21 protein-coding genes and 1 pseudogene are annotated in these 23,041 nt (G+C 36.8%); 6 read left to right on the top strand and 16 right to left on the bottom strand.

Features of this window, described 5'->3' with window-relative positions; genetic code table 11:
• Both thrC and thrB read left to right on the top strand, forming a co-directional pair.
• Positions 1-1,059: a threonine synthase gene (thrC, locus tag MKY37_RS12745; RefSeq protein WP_340777642.1), complete on the top strand. Its 1,059-nt coding sequence runs from the start codon at positions 1-3 to the stop codon at positions 1,057-1,059.
• Complete coding sequence (gene thrB / locus MKY37_RS12740; RefSeq protein WP_340777640.1) at positions 1,059-1,970, top strand: homoserine kinase; 912 nt, start codon at positions 1,059-1,061, stop codon at positions 1,968-1,970. The genes thrC and thrB overlap by 1 nt, the downstream gene beginning before the upstream one ends.
• A gap of 126 nt (positions 1,971-2,096) precedes the next feature.
• Here thrB and zupT read toward each other — a convergent pair whose 3' ends face one another.
• From zupT to MKY37_RS12685, 12 genes and pseudogenes are all read right to left on the bottom strand, one after another.
• Positions 2,097-2,906 carry a zinc transporter ZupT gene (gene zupT, locus MKY37_RS12735; protein WP_340777637.1) on the bottom strand — a complete coding sequence of 270 codons (810 nt, stop codon included), beginning with the start codon at positions 2,904-2,906 and terminating at the stop codon, positions 2,097-2,099.
• A 1,342-nt stretch (positions 2,907-4,248) separates the two neighbouring features.
• A complete protein-coding gene (locus MKY37_RS12730) occupies positions 4,249-4,581 on the bottom strand; it encodes an antibiotic biosynthesis monooxygenase family protein (RefSeq protein WP_340777635.1) in 333 nt (110 codons plus the stop codon).
• Positions 4,582-4,623: 42 nt separating this feature from the next.
• Entirely contained in the window at positions 4,624-4,977 is a 354-nt protein-coding gene (locus MKY37_RS12725; protein ID WP_340777632.1) for a hypothetical protein, read from the bottom strand.
• A 100-nt stretch (positions 4,978-5,077) separates the two neighbouring features.
• The gene (locus MKY37_RS12720; protein WP_340777629.1) at positions 5,078-5,728 is read right to left on the bottom strand and encodes a uracil-DNA glycosylase; all 651 of its coding nucleotides are present in this window, start codon (positions 5,726-5,728) and stop codon (positions 5,078-5,080) included.
• Positions 5,729-5,773: 45 nt separating this feature from the next.
• Positions 5,774-6,385, bottom strand: coding sequence for a phosphatase PAP2 family protein (locus MKY37_RS12715; RefSeq protein WP_340777628.1), 612 nt, complete (start codon positions 6,383-6,385; stop codon positions 5,774-5,776).
• Positions 6,386-6,584: 199 nt separating this feature from the next.
• Positions 6,585-7,622, bottom strand: a complete 1,038-nt coding sequence (locus MKY37_RS12710; RefSeq protein WP_340777626.1) for a siderophore ABC transporter substrate-binding protein — start codon at positions 7,620-7,622, stop codon at positions 6,585-6,587.
• A 119-nt stretch (positions 7,623-7,741) separates the two neighbouring features.
• Entirely contained in the window at positions 7,742-8,509 is a 768-nt protein-coding gene (locus tag MKY37_RS12705) for an iron ABC transporter ATP-binding protein (RefSeq protein ID WP_340777623.1), read from the bottom strand.
• Complete coding sequence (locus MKY37_RS12700) at positions 8,506-9,462, bottom strand: iron chelate uptake ABC transporter family permease subunit (protein ID WP_340777621.1); 957 nt, start codon at positions 9,460-9,462, stop codon at positions 8,506-8,508. The genes MKY37_RS12705 and MKY37_RS12700 overlap by 4 nt, the downstream gene beginning before the upstream one ends.
• Entirely contained in the window at positions 9,449-10,405 is a 957-nt protein-coding gene (locus tag MKY37_RS12695) for an ABC transporter permease (protein WP_340777619.1), read from the bottom strand. The genes MKY37_RS12700 and MKY37_RS12695 overlap by 14 nt, the downstream gene beginning before the upstream one ends.
• 136 nt (positions 10,406-10,541) lie before the next feature.
• Positions 10,542-10,642, bottom strand: a pseudogene (locus MKY37_RS22395) (ABC transporter permease); the annotation flags it as partial.
• A 270-nt stretch (positions 10,643-10,912) separates the two neighbouring features.
• Positions 10,913-11,758 carry a DUF6612 family protein gene (locus MKY37_RS12690; RefSeq protein ID WP_340777617.1) on the bottom strand — a complete coding sequence of 282 codons (846 nt, stop codon included), beginning with the start codon at positions 11,756-11,758 and terminating at the stop codon, positions 10,913-10,915.
• Positions 11,759-11,881: 123 nt separating this feature from the next.
• Positions 11,882-13,369, bottom strand: a complete 1,488-nt coding sequence (locus MKY37_RS12685; RefSeq protein WP_340777616.1) for a peptide MFS transporter — start codon at positions 13,367-13,369, stop codon at positions 11,882-11,884.
• Positions 13,370-13,691: 322 nt separating this feature from the next.
• On the opposite strand from MKY37_RS12685, the gene MKY37_RS12680 reads away from it, so the two are divergent.
• A complete protein-coding gene (locus MKY37_RS12680) occupies positions 13,692-15,410 on the top strand; it encodes an ABC transporter ATP-binding protein (protein ID WP_340777615.1) in 1,719 nt (572 codons plus the stop codon).
• A 159-nt stretch (positions 15,411-15,569) separates the two neighbouring features.
• Here MKY37_RS12680 and hflX read toward each other — a convergent pair whose 3' ends face one another.
• The 4 genes from hflX to MKY37_RS12660 form a co-directional block, all read right to left on the bottom strand.
• Positions 15,570-16,841, bottom strand: coding sequence for a GTPase HflX (hflX, locus tag MKY37_RS12675; RefSeq protein WP_340777614.1), 1,272 nt, complete (start codon positions 16,839-16,841; stop codon positions 15,570-15,572).
• 13 nt (positions 16,842-16,854) lie between these two features.
• On the bottom strand, positions 16,855-17,601 hold the full coding sequence (locus MKY37_RS12670) for a VOC family protein (protein WP_340777612.1): 747 nt from the start codon (positions 17,599-17,601) through the stop codon (positions 16,855-16,857).
• Between the two features lie 90 nt (positions 17,602-17,691).
• Complete coding sequence (locus tag MKY37_RS12665; RefSeq protein WP_340777609.1) at positions 17,692-18,210, bottom strand: RDD family protein; 519 nt, start codon at positions 18,208-18,210, stop codon at positions 17,692-17,694.
• Positions 18,211-18,290: 80 nt separating this feature from the next.
• Positions 18,291-19,922, bottom strand: a complete 1,632-nt coding sequence (locus MKY37_RS12660; RefSeq protein WP_445323042.1) for an AMP-binding protein — start codon at positions 19,920-19,922, stop codon at positions 18,291-18,293.
• A gap of 173 nt (positions 19,923-20,095) precedes the next feature.
• Between MKY37_RS12660 and nhaC the strand changes: the two genes are divergently transcribed.
• From nhaC to MKY37_RS12645, 3 genes are read left to right on the top strand one after another with little or no spacing between them, the layout of a single operon-like run.
• The gene (gene nhaC, locus MKY37_RS12655; RefSeq protein WP_340777607.1) at positions 20,096-21,475 is read left to right on the top strand and encodes a Na+/H+ antiporter NhaC; all 1,380 of its coding nucleotides are present in this window, start codon (positions 20,096-20,098) and stop codon (positions 21,473-21,475) included.
• 52 nt (positions 21,476-21,527) lie between these two features.
• The gene (locus MKY37_RS12650; RefSeq protein ID WP_340777606.1) at positions 21,528-22,691 is read left to right on the top strand and encodes a class I SAM-dependent methyltransferase; all 1,164 of its coding nucleotides are present in this window, start codon (positions 21,528-21,530) and stop codon (positions 22,689-22,691) included.
• A gap of 37 nt (positions 22,692-22,728) precedes the next feature.
• A complete protein-coding gene (locus MKY37_RS12645; protein WP_340777604.1) occupies positions 22,729-22,992 on the top strand; it encodes a hypothetical protein in 264 nt (87 codons plus the stop codon).
• Positions 22,993-23,041 lie beyond the last annotated feature (49 nt).

Genomic DNA, 23,041 nt, shown 5'->3' with positions numbered 1-23,041 from the left:
ATGGCTTGGCAAGGATTAATAGAAGAGTATAAAGAGTTTCTACCAGTAACAGAAAATACCCCTAAATTGACTTTACTGGAGGGTAATACGCCTCTTATTAAGCTGGAGAATTTATCAAAAGAATTAGGCATCGAATTATACGTAAAGGTAGAAGGAGCAAATCCCACTGGTTCTTTTAAAGATAGAGGCATGGTGTTTGCTGTTGCAAAGGCAAAAGAAGAAGGAAGTAAAGCAGTTATTTGTGCTTCTACAGGTAACACTTCAGCTGCGGCAGCTGCTTATGCAGCTCGTGCTGGAATGCGAGCAGTTATTGTTATTCCAGAAGGGAAAGTAGCAGCCGGGAAGTTAGCTCAAGCATATATGTACGGAGCAGAAGTTATTCAAATAGAAGGAAACTTTGATGTGGCGCTTGATATGGTCCGTGCAATAAGCGAAACATCTCCAATTACACTAGTGAATTCTGTTAACCCCTATCGTATTGAAGGGCAAAAAACAGCAGCTTTTGAAATTTGCGATGTGTTAGGTACTGCACCTGACTATCTAGCAATACCAGTAGGAAACGCAGGTAATATTACTGCTTACTGGAAAGGGTTTAAAGAATATAACGAGAAAAAACAAACAGGTCTACCTCAAATCTTTGGCTTTGAAGCTGAGGGCTCTGCTGCCATCGTACAAGGAAAACCTATCGAATTCCCTGAAACAATCGCTACTGCAATTCGTATCGGTAATCCAGCTAGCTGGAAAGGCGCAGAAGCAGCACGTGATGAATCTGATGGTGTCATCGAAGCTGTAACGGATGATGAAATTATCGAAGCGTATAAACTAATTGCAAGTAGAGAGGGTGTCTTCGCAGAACCTGGCTCATGTGCTTCTATCGCAGGTCTATTACGTTCAGTAAAAAACGGAAAAATTAAAGCAGGAAGCAAAGTAGTTGCAGTATTAACTGGCAACGGTTTAAAAGATCCACAAACTGCAATTGACGTAAAAGTTGCTGAGCCACATAAACTAGAAAGTAATGCACCAGCTCTACGTGCATTTATCGAGGAGGTGCTGGCATAATGGTTTGGTGTATATCAATACCGGCAAGTACAGCGAACCTTGGACCAGGATTTGACTCCATCGGTATCGCCCTAGATAAATATTTAGAGCTTGAAGTCGAATTAGGATCTGATTGGAAAATCATTAATTTAACGGATAATCTTCCCGATGTTCCAAACCCACAGGATCACTTAATTGTCCAAGCTGCTGAAAAAACTGCTGAGCTACACGGTTTTTCACTTCCTCCATGCACAGTGAGAGTGAAGAGTGAAATTCCGCTAGCACGTGGTATGGGGAGCAGTGCTTCTGCCATTGTCGCTGGGGTTGAATTAGCCAACCAAGTCATGGAATTACACCTAACTACCCAAGACAAATTAAAAGTTGCGACTATAATGGAGGGACATCCTGATAACGCAGCTGCTTCCATTTATGGGGGCTTTACCATTTCCTCTAATGCAGAGAATGGGGAGATAAATGTATTTCATGCCAATCATATCGATGCATCATTTGTTCTTTTTATCCCAAATTTCGAGTTAAAAACTGCTAAGGCAAGACAAGCATTGCCAGATACTTATACTCGTCTAGAGGCAGCACAGGCAAGTGCAACCGCAAATTTGTTAACTGCAGCCTTTCTATCACAAGCATTTGAACAAGCTGGAACTTATATGGAACAGGATTTATTTCACGAGCCATACCGACTCGATTTAATCCCACAGAGTAAGGATATAAAAATCGCTGCTAAAAATGCAGGTGCATATGGAACTTGTATAAGTGGTGCAGGACCTACCCTCCTGTCGCTTGTTGAAAAAGGAACAGAAGTAGAATTCATCTCTAAGTTAAAAGGACAGTTCCCAGATTTCAACCTCGTCGCAGTACCTATGAATCGTACAGGAACAATTGTTTCGGTAAAAAACGCTGAACCTACTCGTTAAGCGGTGAAGTAAGTATACTTACAGAAAGTTTTCTACAGGTTGAAGTTTTTATACGTTTCCGATCAATTATTAAAGGCAGTGCTAGCTACTCTCTCCTAAGAGAAGCTACACTGCCTTTTTTTATTGTTAAGCTAATAATACAAGACTTAGGGCCATTACGAGCATTCCTGCAACGACTCCGTAAATAGATAAATGAGTTTCATCATATTTTTTCGCTGCTGGTAGTAATTCATCCAATGAAATAAAGACCATAATTCCTGCTACTGCTGCAAATACTACTCCAAATACTACTCCATTTAAATAAGGCATCAGTATTAAATAAGCGACGAATGCTCCAACTGGTTCAGCTAAACCAGATAAGAAGGATAATTTAAAGGCTTTTTTTCGACTTCCTGTTGCAAAGTATATTGGTACTGCTACCGCAATCCCTTCTGGAATATTATGAATTGCTACCGCAATAGCAATTGCAATACCTAAATTGGGATCTTGCAAAGCAGATGCGAAGGTTGCAATTCCTTCAGGAAAATTATGAATTCCTATGGCAAGAGCTGTGAAAACACCCATTTTCATCAATTTGGTATGCTCTGGGTTGCTTAACTTTACATCCATATCTTCTACACTTTTAACCTCATGGGGATTACCAAGAGTAGGTATTAATCGATCTATTACCGCAATTACTACCATCCCACCGAAGAAACCAACTAATGTCATCCAATACCCATTAGTCGCTCCAAGTTCTGCTACGAGAGAATCCTTAGCCTTCACGAAAATCTCTACTAAGGATACATAAATCATGACACCCGCTGAGAAACCTAATGCAACTGATAAAAATTTTGTATTCGTGCGAGATGTCAATAAAGATAGCAGACTACCAATCCCTGTTGCAAGACCAGCAAATAATGTAAGTAACAAAGCAAAAGCTACATTTCCATCCATTGACCCAACTTCTTTCTATTTAATCGATTTTCATTTATTATACGCAAAATGTTTCCTTCGTGCAACTCTTTTCAACTAACGAAAACATTATTTTTTTACCTATGATCAATTGGAAAATTTCTTGAAACCTTTAAAAGAAACATCCTGCTCCTCAATTTGTTGCCTAACTGAGCTAGATTTAACCTATAACAAGTCGTTTTAAAGTTTTAACTTCCTCCTATCTACTTCTTCTAAATAAGAAAAACCGAGCAAAAAGACGCCCGGTCCTTTAAGTTCAAAACCTATTTCTATCCTTCTCGAAGGGCTTTGGACAGACATGTTTGCTATATGATTACCGAGTGAATTTTTAGAGATGCTAGTTGGTTGTGACCTCCGTCACAACCAACTAGCATCCATTTTTCCGGTAATCTTATAGCGTTAGTCCCGTTTTAACGGGCAGTACACTCCCATTTAAATGTTTGACCTAAGCGACAAAAAGCATAAGTGGGAGATAACTGCCCGTAAAAAGCCCGAATGGTTCAACTAACATTCCGTGGGGATGAAGCCCCCACGGAATGAAGTTTTACTTTTTCTGTCCGGCGTCCTTTTATAACTCTTAAAAACAGGTAAGTGCATTTTTGGATAACTAGAGAAAAGATACTTCCCCATTCATAGAGAAGATGACAGTCTAAGTACGCGACATCGTGGCGCTCCTGCGCAAAGCTCGTCGCAAAATAAAAAAACATTTCGCAACGACTGCCTGACCCACATCGTGTGGGCCCCGAAGATGCAATTTCGTTCGCTATTTCGCTTCTTTATAAGGTAAACACTTACTATTTCTCTATACTTCCACTTATATAATAGAAATTCTACTTCCTTCATCTCTTATCAAATAATAGCATTTCTAATTCAAAAGCGATTACAAATAATTTGATCACTCTTTAAAATTTGAACAATCTTATTATCTAAGCGATAAGGTTGACTAAATCTTCTAGTGGAGTAGTACACACTGCTTGATTGTAGGGGAAGGTGGCGACTCCGGCAGGATCAGTGAGACAGATAAGACATCTCAGGCGAACGCGGAGCGGCGGTGATGGCTTATCGCTCACCCTGCGGAGGCCAACAGGATGTTGGTCACGAAGGCGTTGCGATCGCGACGTGGCGCACTTAGCCTTTGTACTCCACCTGAAACGGAAATCAGCTGTATTATTCATTATTTCAAGTCCCATGAACCCGGTGTTCACGCTACATTTTTTTATCCTTTCTTATCTTTTAAAAAAGCATCAGAAAAAGTGTTTGAGACACTTAATCCAATGCTAGATTTTAATATAAGTATTTTTATTACGTGAAAACCGCTATTATTCTATTCCACAACAGTGTAACTACCGTGCTCCATAGCAATTACATATTCAGGCTGCGGTGGTTTTCCACCATGTTCTTTAATTTTCTTTTTATGCCCCGCAATATGCTCTGGACTTTTTTCCCATGCTTTCCAAGCCTCTTCTGATTCCCAACGAACAATCATTAATACTTCTTCTTCACCGCGACGAACATTTTTCACTAATAACTCACGCCCGATGAAACCTTCACGTTGCTCAATTAACGATGGACCTTGATCTGGTTTTTTATTAAAGCGTTCTAGAATTTTATCAGCATTTCCTTCTGTCACTGTCCATTTACGAATTTGTACTAACATTTCCATTCCTCCATTTAAAATATCTCTGTATATTCTGTCTCTTTAGCTATGTGTATCAATTGACTTCTCTTCATTAACAATCTCTTGAGTTGTTTCTTCTACTTCATATAGTTCAAATAGCTGTGCAAACTCTTCCATTAGTGTTTCTACTGCCTTCAATTCACCAACTATAATTGGATTAATTGATTGTAATTCAGGAGTTTCTAGTTGTTTCTTTAATGCATTGGACTTCATATTCATCAGATCATAAAATGCTAATGCTCTACCTCGTCGGAACGTTTTAGCACCGTGTTTTTTCTCTATATCTACTTGTTCTGGTCTTCCTCTGCGTCGTCCTTCACGATGATGTTCGTCATGGTGACCATGTCTACCTCTAGGATGTGATTCACTTCTCATATCAACGCCTCCTTTGTATACGTTTGTATACTATATCAATATTGTATACAAAGGTATACAATTAGTCAATTAAGAGTCCTTTAATTCGTCTAAGATAAAATCAAAAACTCCTATTCGATAAATAATTTCCAATACTATCCCAATCCTGCTTGAGAAAGTCTCGATTGGACGGTCTATAAAACACAGAGGCTGGATGGTAGGTAGGAATTATCATATAACTTTCAGCAGACCATATAAATTCAGCAGAATCCAGGGATTTCAAATGCCGTATTGGTCTATGAAGCAATTCACCATGCAATATAGATACCTTTGCATCTTTTCCCAATAAACGTTGTAAACCAACATTTCCTAACGTAACAATAATATGAGGCACAATATTTTTTATTTCATAATCTAATATTGGTGCATGTGCCACTACTTCTAATTGAGTAGGTGGGCGATTATACTTTTTTTGTATTAACTCGCCATTTCGTGTCTTCTTTTCTCTCCACACATATGGACGGCTGCGAACTGCGCTTGTCATGTATACGTCTTCTCGGGTCAATCCAATACTTTCTAATGACTTATTTAACTCGTCACCAGCTCTACCGATAAATGGCACTCCTTTTATCGCTTCATTCTCTCCAGGAGCTTCACCTATTAGTAAAATACTTGGTTTTTTTGGTCCCTTCCCTTTAACAAATCCTTCAACAGGAAATCCTGCTATACGTTCGACCCCAAGTTTAACAAGCTCCTCTGGTATTTCAAACATGTATCTCACTCCTCTTAAAAAAACCTTTCCAACAAGGAAAGGTTTTTACTGTGTATACTTTTTAAAAACTCTGTTTCTATATTCATACCACAATGCTACGATTACAAACCAAGAATATCCAATCATCCATCCAGCTATTACATCTGAAGCATAATGTCGATGTTCCGCAATACGAGATAGCCCTACCATCATGGTGATAGATATGGTGATTGTCCAGATTAGAACCTGTTTTAGTCTACTCGATTGATGCTCTGTTAAAAAGTAAGCAATCGTAAACAAACATAAAAGTCCAACCATCGCATGCCCGGACGGAAAACTAAAGGTTTCTATCTGTTGTGGAACATCCGGACGTTCTCTTTCAACCCATTTTTTGAGCATTTGATTTAGAACATTTCCAAATCCTATGGAAAGTACAACAAACAGCATTCCCCGATAGTTTCTTGACCGAAACCATAGATAAATAATTAATATAAGCGTTATAAATACAATAAATTTAGTTTCCCCTAAGTAATGGAATAATCCAATCACTTTATTATCACCAAACAACTGGGACATCTGATAGTCGAGCTGCGCTATTTCTTTCGAACTGAAATATAATAACAGGACAGCAAATCCTAATAATGTTACTAGGCTAAGTGGATAAAACCATTTCCTCATAACAAAAACCCTCCTATCCATTAACCAAATTATATGTTAAAAATTTTAGGTTGTACAATGAATACAGCTAAAAACTCACCTAAGAAAAAACTACTTTTCCATCTGATTGGTAAAATAGATTAATTTGATTTCTATTATAGTCAAGAAAAGAGCTACCTTACTCGTATACACGAATAGGATAGCTCTTCTTTAGAATGGATTATTTTAATTCATCTAAGATTTCTTGTAGTTTAGCTGCCTCAGTTGTTACACCGTTGCTTGAGAAGTACCAGTTCGTACCGTCTAAGTATACGATTTTACCTTCTTTATAAGCACGTGTTTGTTTAATAATATCATTTTCGATATCTGCTTTAATCGTTTCTACATCCGAAACTGTACGGTCAACGATTAATAATACTTCTGGATCTACAGAAAGTAATGACTCATAAGAAAAGTCAGACCCGTGGGAAGATGCTTTAATATCAGTTGTTGCTGGTTTGAAACCAAAATCATTGTACACATATGCGAAACGAGATTCTGCACTATTATCGAAGCCAGAGATTTTTTTGTCGTTATACATTGCAACTAATGCATTTTCATAGCCAGCTGCTTTTTCTTTTACAGCATCAACTTTTTCTTGTAATTCAGCTTTTAACTCTTCACCTTTTTCAACTTTACCAAACATGTTTGCGGCTAAGTCAACTGTTTCATAAACTGCATCAATATAGTTCGAATTATCGGAACCGATAAATACCACATTTGGTGTAATTTCTTTTAACTCTTCATAGAATGGAGTTTGGCGCCCTGACATAAAAATGATATCTGGGTTTGCAGCTGCAACTGCTTCGAAGTCGATTGCTTTTAATGTACCAACATCAGCAATTTCATCGCTTGGTGCATATTTTTCTTTTAAGTGTTCTGGAATATTCCCTTTACCACCACCAGCTGCTACACCTACGATACCTTCAACTCCTAGTGCGTCAAGTGTATCTAAGAAACCATAGTCCAAAGAGATGATGCGCTTTGGCTCTTCTTCTAACGTAATGTCTTCAAAAGTAACTGAAGCACCTTCTTCTGTTTCGCGAGCAGTAGTTAACGAAGATACTGTCATTGGAAACGCTGACTCTTCCACTACTTCTTTTTCTGTTTCACTTGCTTCGTTGGTGTCACCTGCTTTTGGTGTCTCTGTTTCTTCTGATCCACAAGCAGCTAACATTAATGCTAATGCTGCAGCAGTTATAATATTCCACTTCTTCATACTAAATTTCTCCTCCTAATAAAACTCTTTCATTTTGAAAATGATAATGAAAATCATTCTCAATCAACTAAACCAAATTCTAGTTTAGTTTGCTTCAATTGTCAATTACTTTCTTAAAATTAATTATGCGAATTAAAATAGACACAGATTCTACAGCCATCTTGCACTTGAACAGGAATATGCATATCATACACTTCGCGTAAAGAATCTGAGTTGATAATCTCATCTGTTGGACCATCTTTTACTAAACGACCATCCTTTAACGCAACGATACGATCTGAATAAACAGAGGCAAAGTTAATATCATGCAATACGATAACTACTGTTTTCCCTAAATCATCTACTAATTTACGTAGAATTTTCATGATCTGAACAGAATGCTTCATGTCTAGATTGTTTAATGGTTCATCCAGTAAAATGTATTCAGTATCTTGCGCAATAACCATAGATATAAATGCGCGCTGCTTTTGTCCACCTGAAAGCTCATCTAAAAACTTATCTTGCATATCAGTTAAATTCATATACTCCAACGCTTGATCCACAAACTTATTATCTTCTTCGTTCAAACGCCCTTTTGAGTAAGGATACCGACCAAAGGCTACAAGCTCTCGAACAGTTAAACGAATATTTAAATGATTTGATTGCTTTAAAATTGCAACACGCTTCGCAAATTTATCTGATTTCATTTTCTTTACATCTGATTGGTCTAACAATACTTCACCTGTATCCGCATCTAACAAACGACTTACCATTGACAATAACGTTGATTTCCCCGCACCATTAGGTCCAATAAAGGACGTAATGGCTTTTGATTGAATTTTTAAAGTAACATCTTCAACTACAATTTTTTTCCCAAAGCTTTTAGAGAGCCCTTTAATTTCTATCATGCTGCTTTCCTACTTTCCTTTAGTAATAAGTAAATAAAGTAAAGACCGCCGATAAAGTTAATAATTACACTAATCGTTGTCGTTAAATTAAATACGTGTAGCACTAAAAATTGACCGCCGACTAATGCAATGATACTAATTAAACTTGCTCCTATAATTAAAACCGAGTGTTTGTATGTAGCAAAATATTGATACGCTAAGTTGGAAACGATTAACCCTAAAAACGTAATTGGTCCTACTAACGCTGTCGATACTGCTATTAAAATCGATGACAAAATTAGAATTCGTAAAACCATCTTGTCATAGTCAATACCTAAGTTCATGGCATTATCACGCCCTAAAGCCATAACATCTAATTTATGTAATATGCGTGTGCCATAAAGAAATGCTAATACTAAAATACCTGCTGATAAAAATAACAATTCTGTTTTTACATTCATAAAGCTAGCAAACAATCTAGCTTGTAAGCTTTCATACTCTACTGGATCAATAATTACTTGCATAAAGGTAACTAAGCTTCCAAGCAATGTACCGATGATCATACCTGCCAATAGCAATAAGAAAATCGGATACTTATCTGCACGAAATAAGAAGCGATATAAAATTAAAGCGAACAAAACCATAGCAATAATTGATACTCCAAAGTTTAAATAACGGCTTACAACAAAAATAGAAGATGATCCTAAGGCAAAATAAATAATCGTTTGAACTATATTGTACATGGAGTCAATACCCATAACCGATGGTGTTAATAGCCTATTGTGGGTTACGGTTTGGAACGCAACTGTTGCATAAGCGATTGCAGTACCTGTAATAATCATCGCAAACATTCGTTCTAAACGTTTTGGAAATGCATAACTAAAACCACCTTGAATATCGTAAAAGGCAAATAACATCATAAAAATGAGCGCAATAACCGATAATAAAATTAACTTCGTACTATTTTTTCGCATATGCTTTCCCCCTAAACAACATAATTAAGAAGATCGCACTACCGATTACTGCAACAGTTGTATTTACCGGAATTTCAAATGGATGTACGATTAAGCGGCTAATAATATCACAGAACAATAAAAATGCTGCACCCATAAAAATGGTGTGTGGTATTGTTTTACGTAAATTATCCCCTAAATAAAGGGAAACAAGATTTGGTACTATTAATCCTAAAAACGGGATAACACCCACAGTTAAAATGACTGTCGTCGAAATAACAGCAACAATAATTAACCCGATATTCAATACCGTACGATAGCTTAAGCCGAGATTTTTAGCAAAATCCTCACCCATACCCGCTACGGTAAATTTATTGGCGTAAATATAAGCAATAATAATTGCTGGTACAGCTACATAAAGAAGCTCATAGCGTCCAGAAACAACTAGCGTGAAGCTCCCCTGAAAAAATGCATCAACATTTTGTAGCATGTTCCCTTCATACGCTAGGAAAGTAGATAGTGCTCCTATAACATTTCCGTACATAATACCAATAAGTGGTACAAACACAGCATCTTTGAACTTAATTCGTTCAAGCAACTGCATAAAAATAAATGTACCTATTAAAGCAAATGCAAAACTAAAAGCAATTTGTCCAATATATGACATACCTGTAAAGAACATCATTGATATGATAATCCCTAGTTTTGCTGCATCTAACGTACCAGCCGTTGTTGGCGATACAAATTTGTTTCTACTTAAACTTTGCATTATCAAACCTGCAATACCCATCCCTGCGCCAGCTAAAATTATAGCTAATAATCTTGGTAAACGACTCATTAAGAAAATTTGTGTTTCTAATGATTCCCAATTAAGCAAATCACTTGGCTTTATGTCAATCGCACCAATAAATAGCGAAATTACTGACAGGATGATTACTGTAACAATCAGCATCCACAGTCTCATTTTAAACCCCATATTTCTTTTATTCTCAGATGCTATTGAAAATTATTCTCAACACTGAGTAAATATTTTATTATATATTGAAGATAAAATCTTCCCTACACTAGCCCAACTAGCGGAACAAATATAAGTACTATGTATTAGCAAATACTATTATCGATATTCCTAATCTAGTTGCATCAAACGTCCCAGCAGTAGTTGGTGATACAAACTTTTTCTACTAAGACTTTGCATAATTAGAGACCTTCAAAACTATCCTTGTCATTCTTTTTGTATATAGACGGTATTGAAAATCATTATCAATTAGTGACAGTTTAATTATAGCATCTCGACCATTTAAGTCAACGATTAGATGAAAATGATTTTCAATTGACCATACACGTATATGCCGTTTCAATCTATTTTAGTCCTATTCTATTTTACTACATTCTGCCCCTAATTCAAAAAGACTACTGCAATTGTTGATTTTTCGCAACAATTACAATAGCCTTTTAAATGTAAACTATTCATTTAAAGTTCAGTTGCACCATCAATAATTTCTTGAGGAACGACAATCTCATCTATTTCATTGAAATTAGAGAAGTTGGTTTTAGCATTCAATTGCATGTTCACCGTTTCGCCTTCTATTGTCATGTCCATATCTATAATCATATCTAATTTGTTCGTTTGGAATGATTTTTTATCAATATGAACTAAGTATTCAATCGAATGAATAGCAAAGTCTAAGTTAACATTTTCTTCTGTAGTTAGACTTTGAAGTGCTTCATCTACCTGATCTTGCACAAGACTCGTAAACTCTTCCCCACTACCCTCAAGTGTTAAAATATAATTTTCATCGTCTTGTTCAAATTCCACTTGTTCTAAATACTCTTGTAAAGGCTGCAGTTGAGTTGCAGGATCAGTTTGTTTTGTAGTACTTAACATTTGGTCTACCATTTCCTGAGGAAACTTCATCCATTGTGCAGTGGTGCCTTCATACATATACATGGCATCTTCTGTAATATAAGTCTCCATCTCAGTCTCCTGAGATTCTCCACCTTCACCAACGCCCAACATAGTAGTTGTACCCTTTTGGTGCATTTGCATAGGTTCTATTATATATTCCATATCCATCACTGATTGAATATCCAAAGTCATTTCTTCACTTGGAATAGTCATTGTCTGTTTCATATCTATCGAACCTTTTACGCTTTTTAGCTCTTTTGAGGCTTTCATTGACTTGTCATATACTTCTTGTAAAGTGAGTTTACTAGTTTCCGTTACCTCTTTTTCTTGCACCGGAGTTGCGGTTTCGTTACAAGCAGCCAAACCTAATGATAAGGTTACTACCGATAATAGTGCTGTCCATTTTTTCATAAAAATAATCATCCCTTCTCAGTAAGATACTTACTTTACGGGATGGTTATTTAAATAGTTTCACTTTTATAATAATAACAGGTAATAACAGGAAGAAAGACTCCCTTTAATAGGTATTTTATTCTACTTAACGCCACGCATATATTTTTGGATCAATGGAGTCATAAAGTAGAGTAAGAAACCGATAATTAGAGCTACTGCTCCAATAACACCGAAGTAGATAATTTCGTTTTCCGGTGTATAAAATTTAACTACTTGAGCATTGATAGCTTGCGCCGATGCGTTCGTCATGAACCATAAACTCATTGTTTGAGCAGCAAATGCTCCTGGTGCAAGCTTTGTAGTAGCAGATAATCCAACTGGTGACAATAATAATTCACCTAATACTACAAGGAAAAAGCTCAGTACAAGCCAGAAAGGACTAACTAGAGAGTCTGTTCCATTGAAGTAGGCTGGAATGATCATGACGATAAAGGACATCCCCGCAAAGAACAAACCAAATGAGAATTTCTTAGGTGTAGATGGTTGTCTGTCCCCTAATTTTACCCACATCCAAGCAAACACTGGTGCAAGCGTAATTATAAATAATGGATTTAGTGATTGGAACCAGGCAGGTGAAATCTCAAATGATCCAATCATTAAATCTACTCGTTCATCTGCGTATTGAGCTAAAATGTTCGATCCTTGCTCTTGAATAGCCCAGAACATCATAGCTGCAACAAATAATGGAATGTATGCAAGTAATCGAGACTTTTCATCCTCAGTTGTTTTACTGCTTCTATACATAACGATAAAGTACAATGTAGGAATAACGATACCTAGAATAGAGACTGTCATGATGAATCCAGCAATCGTTAAAATACCTTGTTGGATCAATATAAACCCAACGACCAGAATAATAACTATAGCAATACCAATTCTCGTTAATACTTTTTTACGTTCTTCTTTAGACATTGGGTTTGGCACATATGTACCTGCTAATCCCAGATATTTCTTTTTCGTGATCAAAAATACGATTAATCCTAATGCCATACCTATTGCGGCAATTCCGAATCCTAAATGGAAGTTATATTCAAGACCAATAGTCCCAACGATTAAAGGTGCGATAAATGCCCCCATGTTAATACCCATGTAGAAAATACTAAATCCTGAATCACGGCGAGTATCTTCTTTCGAGTATAGATCCCCGATAATGCTTGAAATGTTTGGTTTCAGCAAGCCTGTCCCAATGATAATCAGTGCCATTGACACAAATAGAGTAGTCACTCCTCCAGGAAATGCCAAGACAATATGACCAAACATGATTAGGACTCCACCGTAGAAAACGGTTTTGGTTGTACCGAATAGGCGGTCGGCTATCCAACCACCAATAATCCCGGACATGTATACCAGTGAACCATAGACAGACATAATTGAGTTAGCAGTTGAACGCTCTAAACCTAGTCCACCCTGCGTCACTTCGTAATACATGTAGTAAATTAATATGGCACGCATTCCATAGTAGGAAAAGCGCTCCCAAAATTCCGTGAAAAACAATGATAGTAATCCTTTCGGATGACCAAAAAACCCTTTTTGAGGGACAGATTTAACAATCTCTTCTCTTGATGCCATTCTTTTTACCTCTTTTCTAATTTTGAGAATATTAGGAATAAACTCCACTTAATATAGTCAGAGCATATAAAGAGTTACCTAATACCTTAAACTAACAAGACAATTATTATAAACTTCCCTTTTTCAATTGTCAAAAAACCTTTTATATTTAAATTAGGAAGATTACTATTAAAAAAAGAGTAAAATCAACAATTTCAGATGATTTACTTCAAGTAAATTGACGAAAATTGGAATTTTTATTTATTCTATCGAATTTAATTATTTCGACTTTTGAAATTGTTAGTTATAATAGTCGTTATGACAGAAGGAAGGAGCGATTTTAATGCTCAAGAAGTTTTTCTCATATTACAAACCGCATAAGCGACTTTTTATCATTGACTTCAGCAGTGCTGTATTTGTCGCAATTTTAGAGCTTGTATATCCATTAGCAGTTAAATGGTTTATCGATGAATTGTTGCCTACTGGTGATTGGGGCATGATTACACGAATTAGTATTCTACTATTAGTAGTCTACATATTCAGTACTTTTCTACAGTATGTTGTGAGTTACTTTGGACATAAGCTCGGGATTAATATCGAAACTGACATGAGACAGCAGCTATTCAATCATGTTCAGCGTCAGTCGTTTCGATTCTTCGACAACACTAAGACAGGTCATATTATGAGTCGTATCACGAATGATCTTTTTGATATTGGTGAACTTGCCCATCACGGTCCTGAGGATTTGTTCATCGCATTTATGACAGTAATCGGGGCATTTACGATTATGTACAATATAAATCCTGAACTTGCGATTATCGCTATCGTCATGGTGCCAGTCTTATCCGTCGTAGCAACGTATGGTAACATTATGATGAATAAAGCTTGGAAAAACATGTACGGGAAAATTGCCGATGTAAATGCACGAGTAGAAGACAGTGTTTCTGGTGTTCGTGTCGTTCAATCTTTTACAAATGAAAATTTTGAAATAGCTCGTTTTAAAGAAGATAATGGTCAATTCCGTTTAGCTAAGTTGGTTGCCTATAAAGTGATGGCCGGTACACATTCCAGTATCTATATGTTAACTCGGCTTGTTACATTGGTCGTGCTTGTTGTAGGAGCTTGGTTTACGTACAAGGGCGTTCTTAAATACGGAGAGCTTGTAAGCTTTGTGTTATATGTCAATGTGTTGATCAAACCTGTGGATAAAATTACTGCACTACTTGAGCTGTATCCAAAAGGAATGGCTGGGTTCAAACGTTTCTTAGAGCTAGTTGAACAGGATCCTGAAATTCAGGACAAACCTAATGCACTTACTGTTCAGCATTTAAAAGGGGATATAACTTTTGAACAGGTTGGTTTCCGATACGATGAACATAAACCTGTATTAGATAATATTAATTTGTCTATTAAAGCAGGAGAAACCATCGCTTTTGTAGGTCCATCTGGCGCAGGAAAAACTACTATTTGTTCACTAATCCCAAGATTTTACGATGTTCAAGAGGGTGTCATCTCTGTTGACGGATTGAACATTCAAGATATTACAATGAAATCATTACGTTCACAGATTGGGATTGTACAACAAGACGTGTTCTTGTTTACAGGGTCCATTCGTGAAAATATCGCTTACGGTAAAAAAGATGCTAGTGAAGCAGAAATTCGTGATGCTGCCAAAAAGGCACATTTAGAGGATATGATCGCTTCTCTTCCAGAAGGCTATGATACACAAATCGGGGAACGAGGACTTAAGTTATCAGGTGGACAGAAACAACGTCTAGCGATAGCGCGTATGTTCCTGAAAAACCCACCAATTCTAATTTTGGATGAGGCTACATCTGCTCTTGATACAGAAACAGAACGATTCATTCAGAAGTCTTTAATGGAGCTTGCTGAAAATCGTACTACACTTATTATTGCACATAGACTGGCAACTATTCGTGATGCAGACCGTGTACTTGTCGTAACAGAAGACGGGATTGCGGAGGATGGAACCTACAGTGATTTAGTAGCACAGGATGGTATATTTGCTAGACTGCATAATATACAGTTTCAAGAGGTTTAATGTGAAATAAAAAGTTGTCCCCCAGTTGGAAACCACTGGCGAGACAACTTTTTTATTTATACCCACTGAATCTCTTCTGCATTCTAGTGATTCTTTTTTACATTCTAGCGATTCTCTGCGGCATTCTAGCGATTCTTTGCTACATTCTAGTGATTCTATCTATTGAACAAATAAAAATTCTTGAAAGCGATCATAATCTGACTTTTTCAATTCTACCTGTACGACAGTACCCTCTTCTTCATACGAGGTAGAGGAAACTGATGCATGCTCGTTTAGGTAAGATACAATATCCCCACGATCAAACGGGATCAGTAGTGAGCAGCGGACATAATTAGAAAAAATATGCTTTTTAATAATCTCTAATAATTCATCCAGTCCTGCTCCCTCTTTCGCAGAAATCCAAATATTATCTCCAGCAATATGTGGGTATTTCATATCAGCTAAATCCGATTTATTGTATACATAAATTGTTGGTACATCCTCCACACCGACAGCATGCAGTGTATCATTCGTAATGTCCATCATAAAGCGATGTTCATCATTCGAGACGTCTACTACATGTAGAAGTAAATCCGCATCACGAGCCTCTTCCAATGTGGAGCGAAAAGCTTTCACTAAGTGATGAGGAAGCTTACTAACAAATCCTACTGTGTCGGTTAGTAAGAATTCTTTTTGGTCCGGAAGTTTAATCTGCCTTACGGAAGTTTCTAGAGTGGCAAAAAGCATGTCCTTTTCAAATACTTGCTTCGATTCCGTTTGCCCAACTTTGTTGAGTAATTGGTTCATAATTGTCGACTTACCAGCATTCGTATAACCTACTAAGGACACCACAGGAATTGCGTTTTTCTTACGTTGCTTCCGTTGTGTTTCTCGTTGATCTTTTGCATGTTCAAGGTCTCTTTTAAGCTTAGCAATTTGGTCTTCGATTTTACGTCTATCAAGCTCTAGTTTTGTTTCCCCGGCGCCACGGTTTTTGAATCCGCCGCCAGTTCCTCCTCCTTGTCGACCAAGAGATGCTCGGAGTCCCACAAGACGTGGAAGCATATATTGAAGTTGCGCCAAATCAACTTGCATTTGTGCCTCATTCGATTTTGCACGACGAGCAAAGATATCTAGGATTAGCATTGTACGATCGATAACTTTGCAATCTAAGTCGCGTTCTAGATTTCTTATTTGTGATGGAGATAGCTCATCATTGAATATTACAAGATTAGCACCTGTTTCTTCATAAAAGTTCTTAATTTCTTCTACCTTACCTGTGCCAACGTAATGGGAAGAGGTAACTCGTTCAAGATTTTGCGTTACTTCCCCAACTACCTCCACATCTAGTGCCTCTGCTAAATTGTGCAGTTCTTCCAATTCATATTCAAAATGTTCATCTTTTTGTAGTTTAACGGCAACGAGTATTGCCTTTTCTATTAATTCATCCATTTATTTTCTCCTTTTAAAGAAACCGATAGATTGCTTGTTCGTAAATGATTTCTTCCTGTAGATTAGCACCCTCTATATTAATGCTTACAAGTCGCTCTTTATCTTCATTTGTACTTTGTTTAAATATTAATCGAGTATTTTCCAACAGTAATGTTTGTTCATCCTGCTCGATCAGTTGAAAATACCTTTTCCATTTATTCATTACTTCCCTCGGATTTCGAACTTGAAACTCACAAGCAGTAATAGTTAACTCTAAATTGCTTTTATCGATTGTTCCATCCTCTTGAAGCAAATGGTATCTGGTATCATCGCTCTCCTCCCATTCTATAAAGAACGGAAAAGGTAAATCGTTACTAATTTCTTCTTGTAAAAATAGCATTTTCCACTTACGTACTAATCCACTAGTCGTCTTCCTTTCAGCATGTAGAACTCCCGATGTTTTTATACCCCGCTCCTCTAGCTGATTACAAAGATTATCTATAGTCGTAGTGCGAATGCAAATTGTATTGAACCCTGATCCACTCGTATTCAAGTCATGGAGCATAAGATTTATTAAAGGATGATTAGCATTTTTTGCAATTTCTTCATATTCTGCTGCAAGCCATTCAATATAGCTAGTTTTTGTATAGAGAAGTGCGTTATATGTTCCCCACTGAGTATGTTGACCACCCACTACTGCATGGATACCTTTATTAGTCCAATCCTCAGTTACTTCTATTGGTTTTTTCGTTACACTATGAACGATATGATCCAAATACAAGGTAGAACCTCCATTCAATAATTCCCATATTATCAGTATATCAATAAATGTTAAGAGCATCGATTTGAAAAACGGATGCTCTCATCTTTTCTAAGATTCGGCCTTTATAACTTGTGTCCTGACAACAATATCATAAAGGGATTTTTTTCTTTTAGTAAATAGCGTTGTTAGGATATATGCAAACATAAGCGTATAGATAATCCCACCAACGATATAGTAATTTAATGGAACTTCTGCATCTCCGAGGTAAACTAGACGATAAACTAGATAATGCGAAAGCTCCCAAGGAAGAAATTTCAGAATGGTTCTACAAATGGCATGGAGTATCGTAATAGCTTCATACCGTTCATTGACTACTTTAATCCCCATATATCTCTTTCCAAGGGACTGTCTCCCTATCACTGAGTCACTTATAATAAAATATAGTGAAACCGGCAAAGTCACCATTAGAAATCCTGTGACTTGTGCTACTACAAGTGAGCCACTAAATAAACTCTGCACAGATGGAAATATTAATATATTAAAGATAGCAAGCACAACCAAGTAGGCAAATATAAGCAAGTAATCAAGCATAAACGCTTTGAATCGCATTATGAAATTTGCATTCACTTAAAGTTATTCCTCCTATTGGATTTGTTTTCTTATTCTGGTTACATGAATCTTGTCGATTTCCCAGGAAATAATTCGAATTATGCCTCGGTCTTCTCCTTAGACATTTCACGAAGGAGGAATTTTTGGATTTTTCCTGAAGCTGTCATCGGATATGCCTCAATAAATTCTACATACTTCGGTATTTTATGAAATGAAATTTTCCCTTTGCAGTATTCCTTTAACTCATCAGAAGTTATTTGCTGACCATTTTTTAAGATAACCCATGCCATAAGCTCTTCCCCGTATTTTGGATCTGGTACTCCAACTACCTGTACGTCCTGGACCTTAGGGTGCTGATATAAAAATTCCTCTACTTCTTTTGGATAGATGTTTTCTCCGCCACGGATGACCATATCTTTAATACGTCCTGTTATATCGATATATCCTTCCTCATCCATCACCGCAATATCACCTGTGTGAAGCCAGCCATTGTTGTCGATTGCCGACTTGGTTGCTTGATCGTTTTTATAATAGCCCTTCATCACTAAATAACCTCGTGTACAAAGCTCTCCAGGAACTCCTGCTGGTGTATCATCTCCAGTTACTGGGTCGATAATTTTAACCTCTACTCCTGGGTGTGCCTGACCAACTGATGACACACGTTTTTCAATGGGATCATCTGTCTTCGTTTGTGTAATGACTGGAGATGCTTCCGTTTGTCCATAAGCTATTGTTATTTCGGTTGCACCCATGTCATCCATCACTTTTTTCATCACTTCGATTGGACAAATGGATCCTGCCATAATACCTGTTCGCAGCGTATTCAATTTAAACTGATTAAAGTCAGGATGATTCAATTCTGCGATAAACATTGTCGGTACCCCGTGCAACGCAGTACATTTTTCATCCTGTACTATTTTAAGTACTTTTCCAGGATCGAACTGTTCGATAATGACCATTGTAGTCCCATGTGTGACGGATGCGATTGTTCCCATTACACACCCAAAACAATGGAAAAACGGCACTGGAATACAAAGACGGTCTTTTTCCGTCAAATATATATAATCTCCCACAAGTTGTCCGTTATTTACTATGTTTTTATGAGATAGCATAACGCCTTTAGGAAAGCCAGTAGTTCCAGAAGTATATTGAATATTAATAACCTCATCGTTGTGAAGTGAATTTAAAGCGAATTCCAGTGTTTCGTCCGCAACCTCATCAGCAAGTGCCAATAGCTCCGACCATGTATACATGCCTTTATACTCATTCTCACTCATTACAATAACACGCTTAAAATGTGGAAACTTTTCGGAGTGAATATTGCCTTTTTCCGACTGAATGATTTCCGGGCATATTGCACGTACAATATCTAAATAGGAAGTTCCTTTATAAGATTCACATAATATAAGAGTTGTAGCATCAGATTGCTGCAATAGATATTCTAGTTCTTTCTCTTGATAATTTGTGTTCACTGTTACTAGAACTGCACCCATTTTTCCTGTTGCGAATTGGCTAAGTAACCACTCTCTCTTATTGTCAGACCAAATAGCCACATGCTCTCCTTTTTGAATACCCATACCGATAAAGGCTTTTGCAAGCTCATCTGTTTCTTCATCAAATTCTTTATATGTTTTTCGAATACCAAGTTCCGGATACACATACGCTTCTGTGTCTGGAAATTTTCTTGCTGCTTCTTTAACAATTTCCCCAACTGTTTTTTCATTTAACAAACCAATCACCCCTTTGAGGTTTATATATATTCTATTTTATCATAAAATTCTGATGAAATAGACATTTCATTTTCTAATTGACAGTCTGTTGAAACATGGTAAAATCCTAATTACTTTAACGATTGAAAGCGTTGAATCGACAAAGTGTGAAAATTAATTTAGGAGGTTATATAATGTTTCGAATTTCATCTACGATTACGCCTCCTTTTAAAGAGGCATTGTTTCTTATTTTATTAATCATTACTTTAATGGCTGTTTGTATTATAGAATTTGAGGCTGTACCTCATATGCCCATTTTATTTGCTATTTTGCTTTTAATAATGTATGGACTCATAAAAAAGGTGTCATTCAGCTCATTGGAAGTAGGACTCATAGAAGGGGCTAAAACAGGGCTCGGAGCAGTTTTCATCTTTTTCTTTATAGGAATTTTAATAAGTAGCTGGATGATTGGCGGAACTATTCCAACGCTTATTTTTATAGGATTTCAATTCATTTCTCCACATTTTTTCTTTGCAATTGTCTTTTTAGTTACTTGCGTCATTGGGTTATCTATTGGAAGTTCATTAACAACCGTCGCAACTATAGGGGTTGCATTTGTCGGTATAGCAAGTGCTATGGATATTTCATTGGCTATAACTGCGGGGGCTGTTGTATCAGGTGCCTTTTTCGGAGATAAGATGTCCCCATTATCAGATACAACGAATCTAGCATCTGCCATTGTTCGAGTTGATTTATTTGAGCATATCCGAAATATGGGCTGGACTACAATTCCCGCTTTTTTTATAGCGATAATTGGCTATGCAATACTTTCACCTAATAAGGAAATCCAGCAGCTAGAACAGATAAATGTACTAAAAGATGGACTACTTCAAACTGGTATGATTCATTGGTACTCATTGCTGCCTTTAGTTTTTCTTATTGTGCTTTCTTTTAAAAAAGTACCAGCTATTTTAGCTCTTGCATTGACGTCTGCTAGTGCAATAGCTGTTGCATATTTCCATCAGTTTTTTACTGCAAGTGAAGTATTAAACATCCTATTTAGTGGTTATACATCTCAAACAGGTATAGCAGCGATTGACTCCTTACTTTCTAGAGGCGGAATGTCTAGTATGATGTTCACTATTTCACTTGTCTTACTGGCTCTAAGCATGGGGGGTCTTTTATTTACCTTAGGTATCGTGCAAAGTTTATTGCGAAAAGTGGAAAGTTTACTAACAAGTGTTGGGAAGGTTATTTCAGCTACAGCATTTACTGCTATTGGGGTAAATGTGCTTATCGGTGAGCAATATTTATCGATTTTATTAACAGGTGAAACATTCCAAGCCCATTTTCAAAAAGTCGGATTAGCAAACAAAAACCTGGCTCGTGTGATGGAGGATGCAGGTACAGTAGTAAATCCACTGGTACCTTGGAGCGTATGCGGGATTTTCATCACAGATGTTTTATCTATATCAACGATTGACTACTTGCCGTTCGCCTTTTTCTGTTTGCTTTGTCCTGTGCTCACTATTTTGTTCGGACTGACTGGCAAAACACTTACTTATAATAAATGAAGTCGATGTGATACACTATTTCCAAGTATATTACGAAAAAGTAGGCGATATTATGGAATTTCAGGAAATGAAAGAATACTTGCTTGAGCAAATTGTAACGAAGCAGTTAGTCAGTGCAACCATTAGTCAACCACGTGCAAAGTCTAATGAAGTGAAACGAGTAAAATTAAAACCGATTGAGATAAAAAATACGTATCATATCCAGCTTGAATATCAGTACGAGCGAATATTGAAGCATGAAAATATTGCTTTAGATGCATTTACAGAAACATTAGATGAGCTCTTAGAACAGTTCCGTCAGCTTCATATAGATTTCAAAGCAGAAAAAGTACAGGCTCAGCTTTCTAAGAAAAACAAAGTGATGTGGAAATCAGAAAAATCAGCAGCCACAAAAGCGGTAGACCTTTCCCATAACCGTAAAAAAAATTATTTGTTGGATGAGCATACACCATACCCTTTTCTTATACGATTAGGTGTGCAGACATCTGATGGAAAAGTCAAAAAGCAAAAGTATGACAAGTTTAAACAAATTAATCGCTTTATCGAATTTATCGATGATACACTTGCCTACCTCCCCAAGGATAAAACCGTTCGAATTCTCGATTTTGGATCAGGTAAATCGTATTTAACATTCGCATTATATCATTATTTAAAAATCGAAAAAGGACTTGATATCCGAGTTACTGGGCTTGATTTGAAAAAGGAAGTCATTGAAGAATGTGCACAAATTGCAGATGATTTAGGATACGATCAGCTAGAATTTTTAGTTGGAGATATTAATGACTATAATGACGAAACTGCTGTGGATATGGTTGTCACGCTTCATGCCTGCGACGTTGCAACAGATATGGCACTTGCAAGAGCTGTTAAATGGGATGCGAGCGTTATATTAAGCGTACCTTGCTGCCAACACGAATTAAATACACAGCTAAATGCACCGGGTTTAGATATTATGTTGAAACATGGACTAATTAAAGAACGCTTTGCAGCTTTAGCAACGGATTCCATACGAGCAGAGATTTTGAATATGGTTGGATACGAAGCACAATTAGTAGAGTTTATCGATATGGAAAACACACCAAAGAACATATTGATACGTGCTTATAAGACGGGCAAAAAACCTACTTCTGAACAAATGACCAGTTATCAGCAATTTAAACAGATGCTAAATGCAAAGCCGTTTTTGGAGAATGAATTAAAGGATTATTTGAATTGATAACGATTGAAATACCACGTCGCTGGAGGATCCTATGATGAAAGAACCAACAATTAAAAAAGTTGCTTATGGTGTAGCAATGGCGATCGCAATTATCATTGTGCACTTTATCGATGCTCGCGTTTATGCGATGCCTCCCATTTTCTCATTGTTTTTAGCGATTTTCATAACCTATCTTGGTATTGTATTTATTAAGAAATCTGATAGATTCGATCAAACGATTTCTAGAACTAAATATAATTTAATAAATGCAATAGTTGTATTTGTACTTTTCATTGCTTATTTTACGATTTCTGGATAGGAAAAACTGAGCAAAAAAGATTCCCGGTCCTCTAAGCACAAAATCTGTT

Source organism: Psychrobacillus sp. FSL K6-2836 (genome assembly GCF_038003085.1).
Taxonomy (GTDB): domain Bacteria; phylum Bacillota; class Bacilli; order Bacillales_A; family Planococcaceae; genus Psychrobacillus.
Note: the sequence above shows the minus strand (reverse complement) of the source record. Positions and strands in the feature narration are given on the sequence as shown.

What these genes read in the sequence shown, in the direction of transcription:
- thrC (WP_340777642.1), top strand. Translation starts at nt 1, where the DNA reads ATGGCTTGGCAAGGATTAATAGAAGAGTATAAAGAGTTTCTACCAGTA.
- thrB (WP_340777640.1), top strand. Translation starts at nt 1,059, where the DNA reads ATGGTTTGGTGTATATCAATACCGGCAAGTACAGCGAACCTTGGACCA.
- zupT (WP_340777637.1), bottom strand. Translation starts at nt 2,906, where the DNA reads ATGGATGGAAATGTAGCTTTTGCTTTGTTACTTACATTATTTGCTGGT.
- MKY37_RS12730 (WP_340777635.1), bottom strand. Translation starts at nt 4,581, where the DNA reads ATGTTAGTACAAATTCGTAAATGGACAGTGACAGAAGGAAATGCTGAT.
- MKY37_RS12725 (WP_340777632.1), bottom strand. Translation starts at nt 4,977, where the DNA reads ATGAGAAGTGAATCACATCCTAGAGGTAGACATGGTCACCATGACGAA.
- MKY37_RS12720 (WP_340777629.1), bottom strand. Translation starts at nt 5,728, where the DNA reads ATGTTTGAAATACCAGAGGAGCTTGTTAAACTTGGGGTCGAACGTATA.
- MKY37_RS12715 (WP_340777628.1), bottom strand. Translation starts at nt 6,385, where the DNA reads ATGAGGAAATGGTTTTATCCACTTAGCCTAGTAACATTATTAGGATTT.
- MKY37_RS12710 (WP_340777626.1), bottom strand. Translation starts at nt 7,622, where the DNA reads ATGAAGAAGTGGAATATTATAACTGCTGCAGCATTAGCATTAATGTTA.
- MKY37_RS12705 (WP_340777623.1), bottom strand. Translation starts at nt 8,509, where the DNA reads ATGATAGAAATTAAAGGGCTCTCTAAAAGCTTTGGGAAAAAAATTGTA.
- MKY37_RS12700 (WP_340777621.1), bottom strand. Translation starts at nt 9,462, where the DNA reads ATGCGAAAAAATAGTACGAAGTTAATTTTATTATCGGTTATTGCGCTC.
- MKY37_RS12695 (WP_340777619.1), bottom strand. Translation starts at nt 10,405, where the DNA reads ATGAGACTGTGGATGCTGATTGTTACAGTAATCATCCTGTCAGTAATT.
- MKY37_RS12690 (WP_340777617.1), bottom strand. Translation starts at nt 11,758, where the DNA reads ATGAAAAAATGGACAGCACTATTATCGGTAGTAACCTTATCATTAGGT.
- MKY37_RS12685 (WP_340777616.1), bottom strand. Translation starts at nt 13,369, where the DNA reads ATGGCATCAAGAGAAGAGATTGTTAAATCTGTCCCTCAAAAAGGGTTT.
- MKY37_RS12680 (WP_340777615.1), top strand. Translation starts at nt 13,692, where the DNA reads ATGCTCAAGAAGTTTTTCTCATATTACAAACCGCATAAGCGACTTTTT.
- hflX (WP_340777614.1), bottom strand. Translation starts at nt 16,841, where the DNA reads ATGGATGAATTAATAGAAAAGGCAATACTCGTTGCCGTTAAACTACAA.
- nhaC (WP_340777607.1), top strand. Translation starts at nt 20,096, where the DNA reads ATGTTTCGAATTTCATCTACGATTACGCCTCCTTTTAAAGAGGCATTG.
- MKY37_RS12650 (WP_340777606.1), top strand. Translation starts at nt 21,528, where the DNA reads ATGGAATTTCAGGAAATGAAAGAATACTTGCTTGAGCAAATTGTAACG.
- MKY37_RS12645 (WP_340777604.1), top strand. Translation starts at nt 22,729, where the DNA reads ATGAAAGAACCAACAATTAAAAAAGTTGCTTATGGTGTAGCAATGGCG.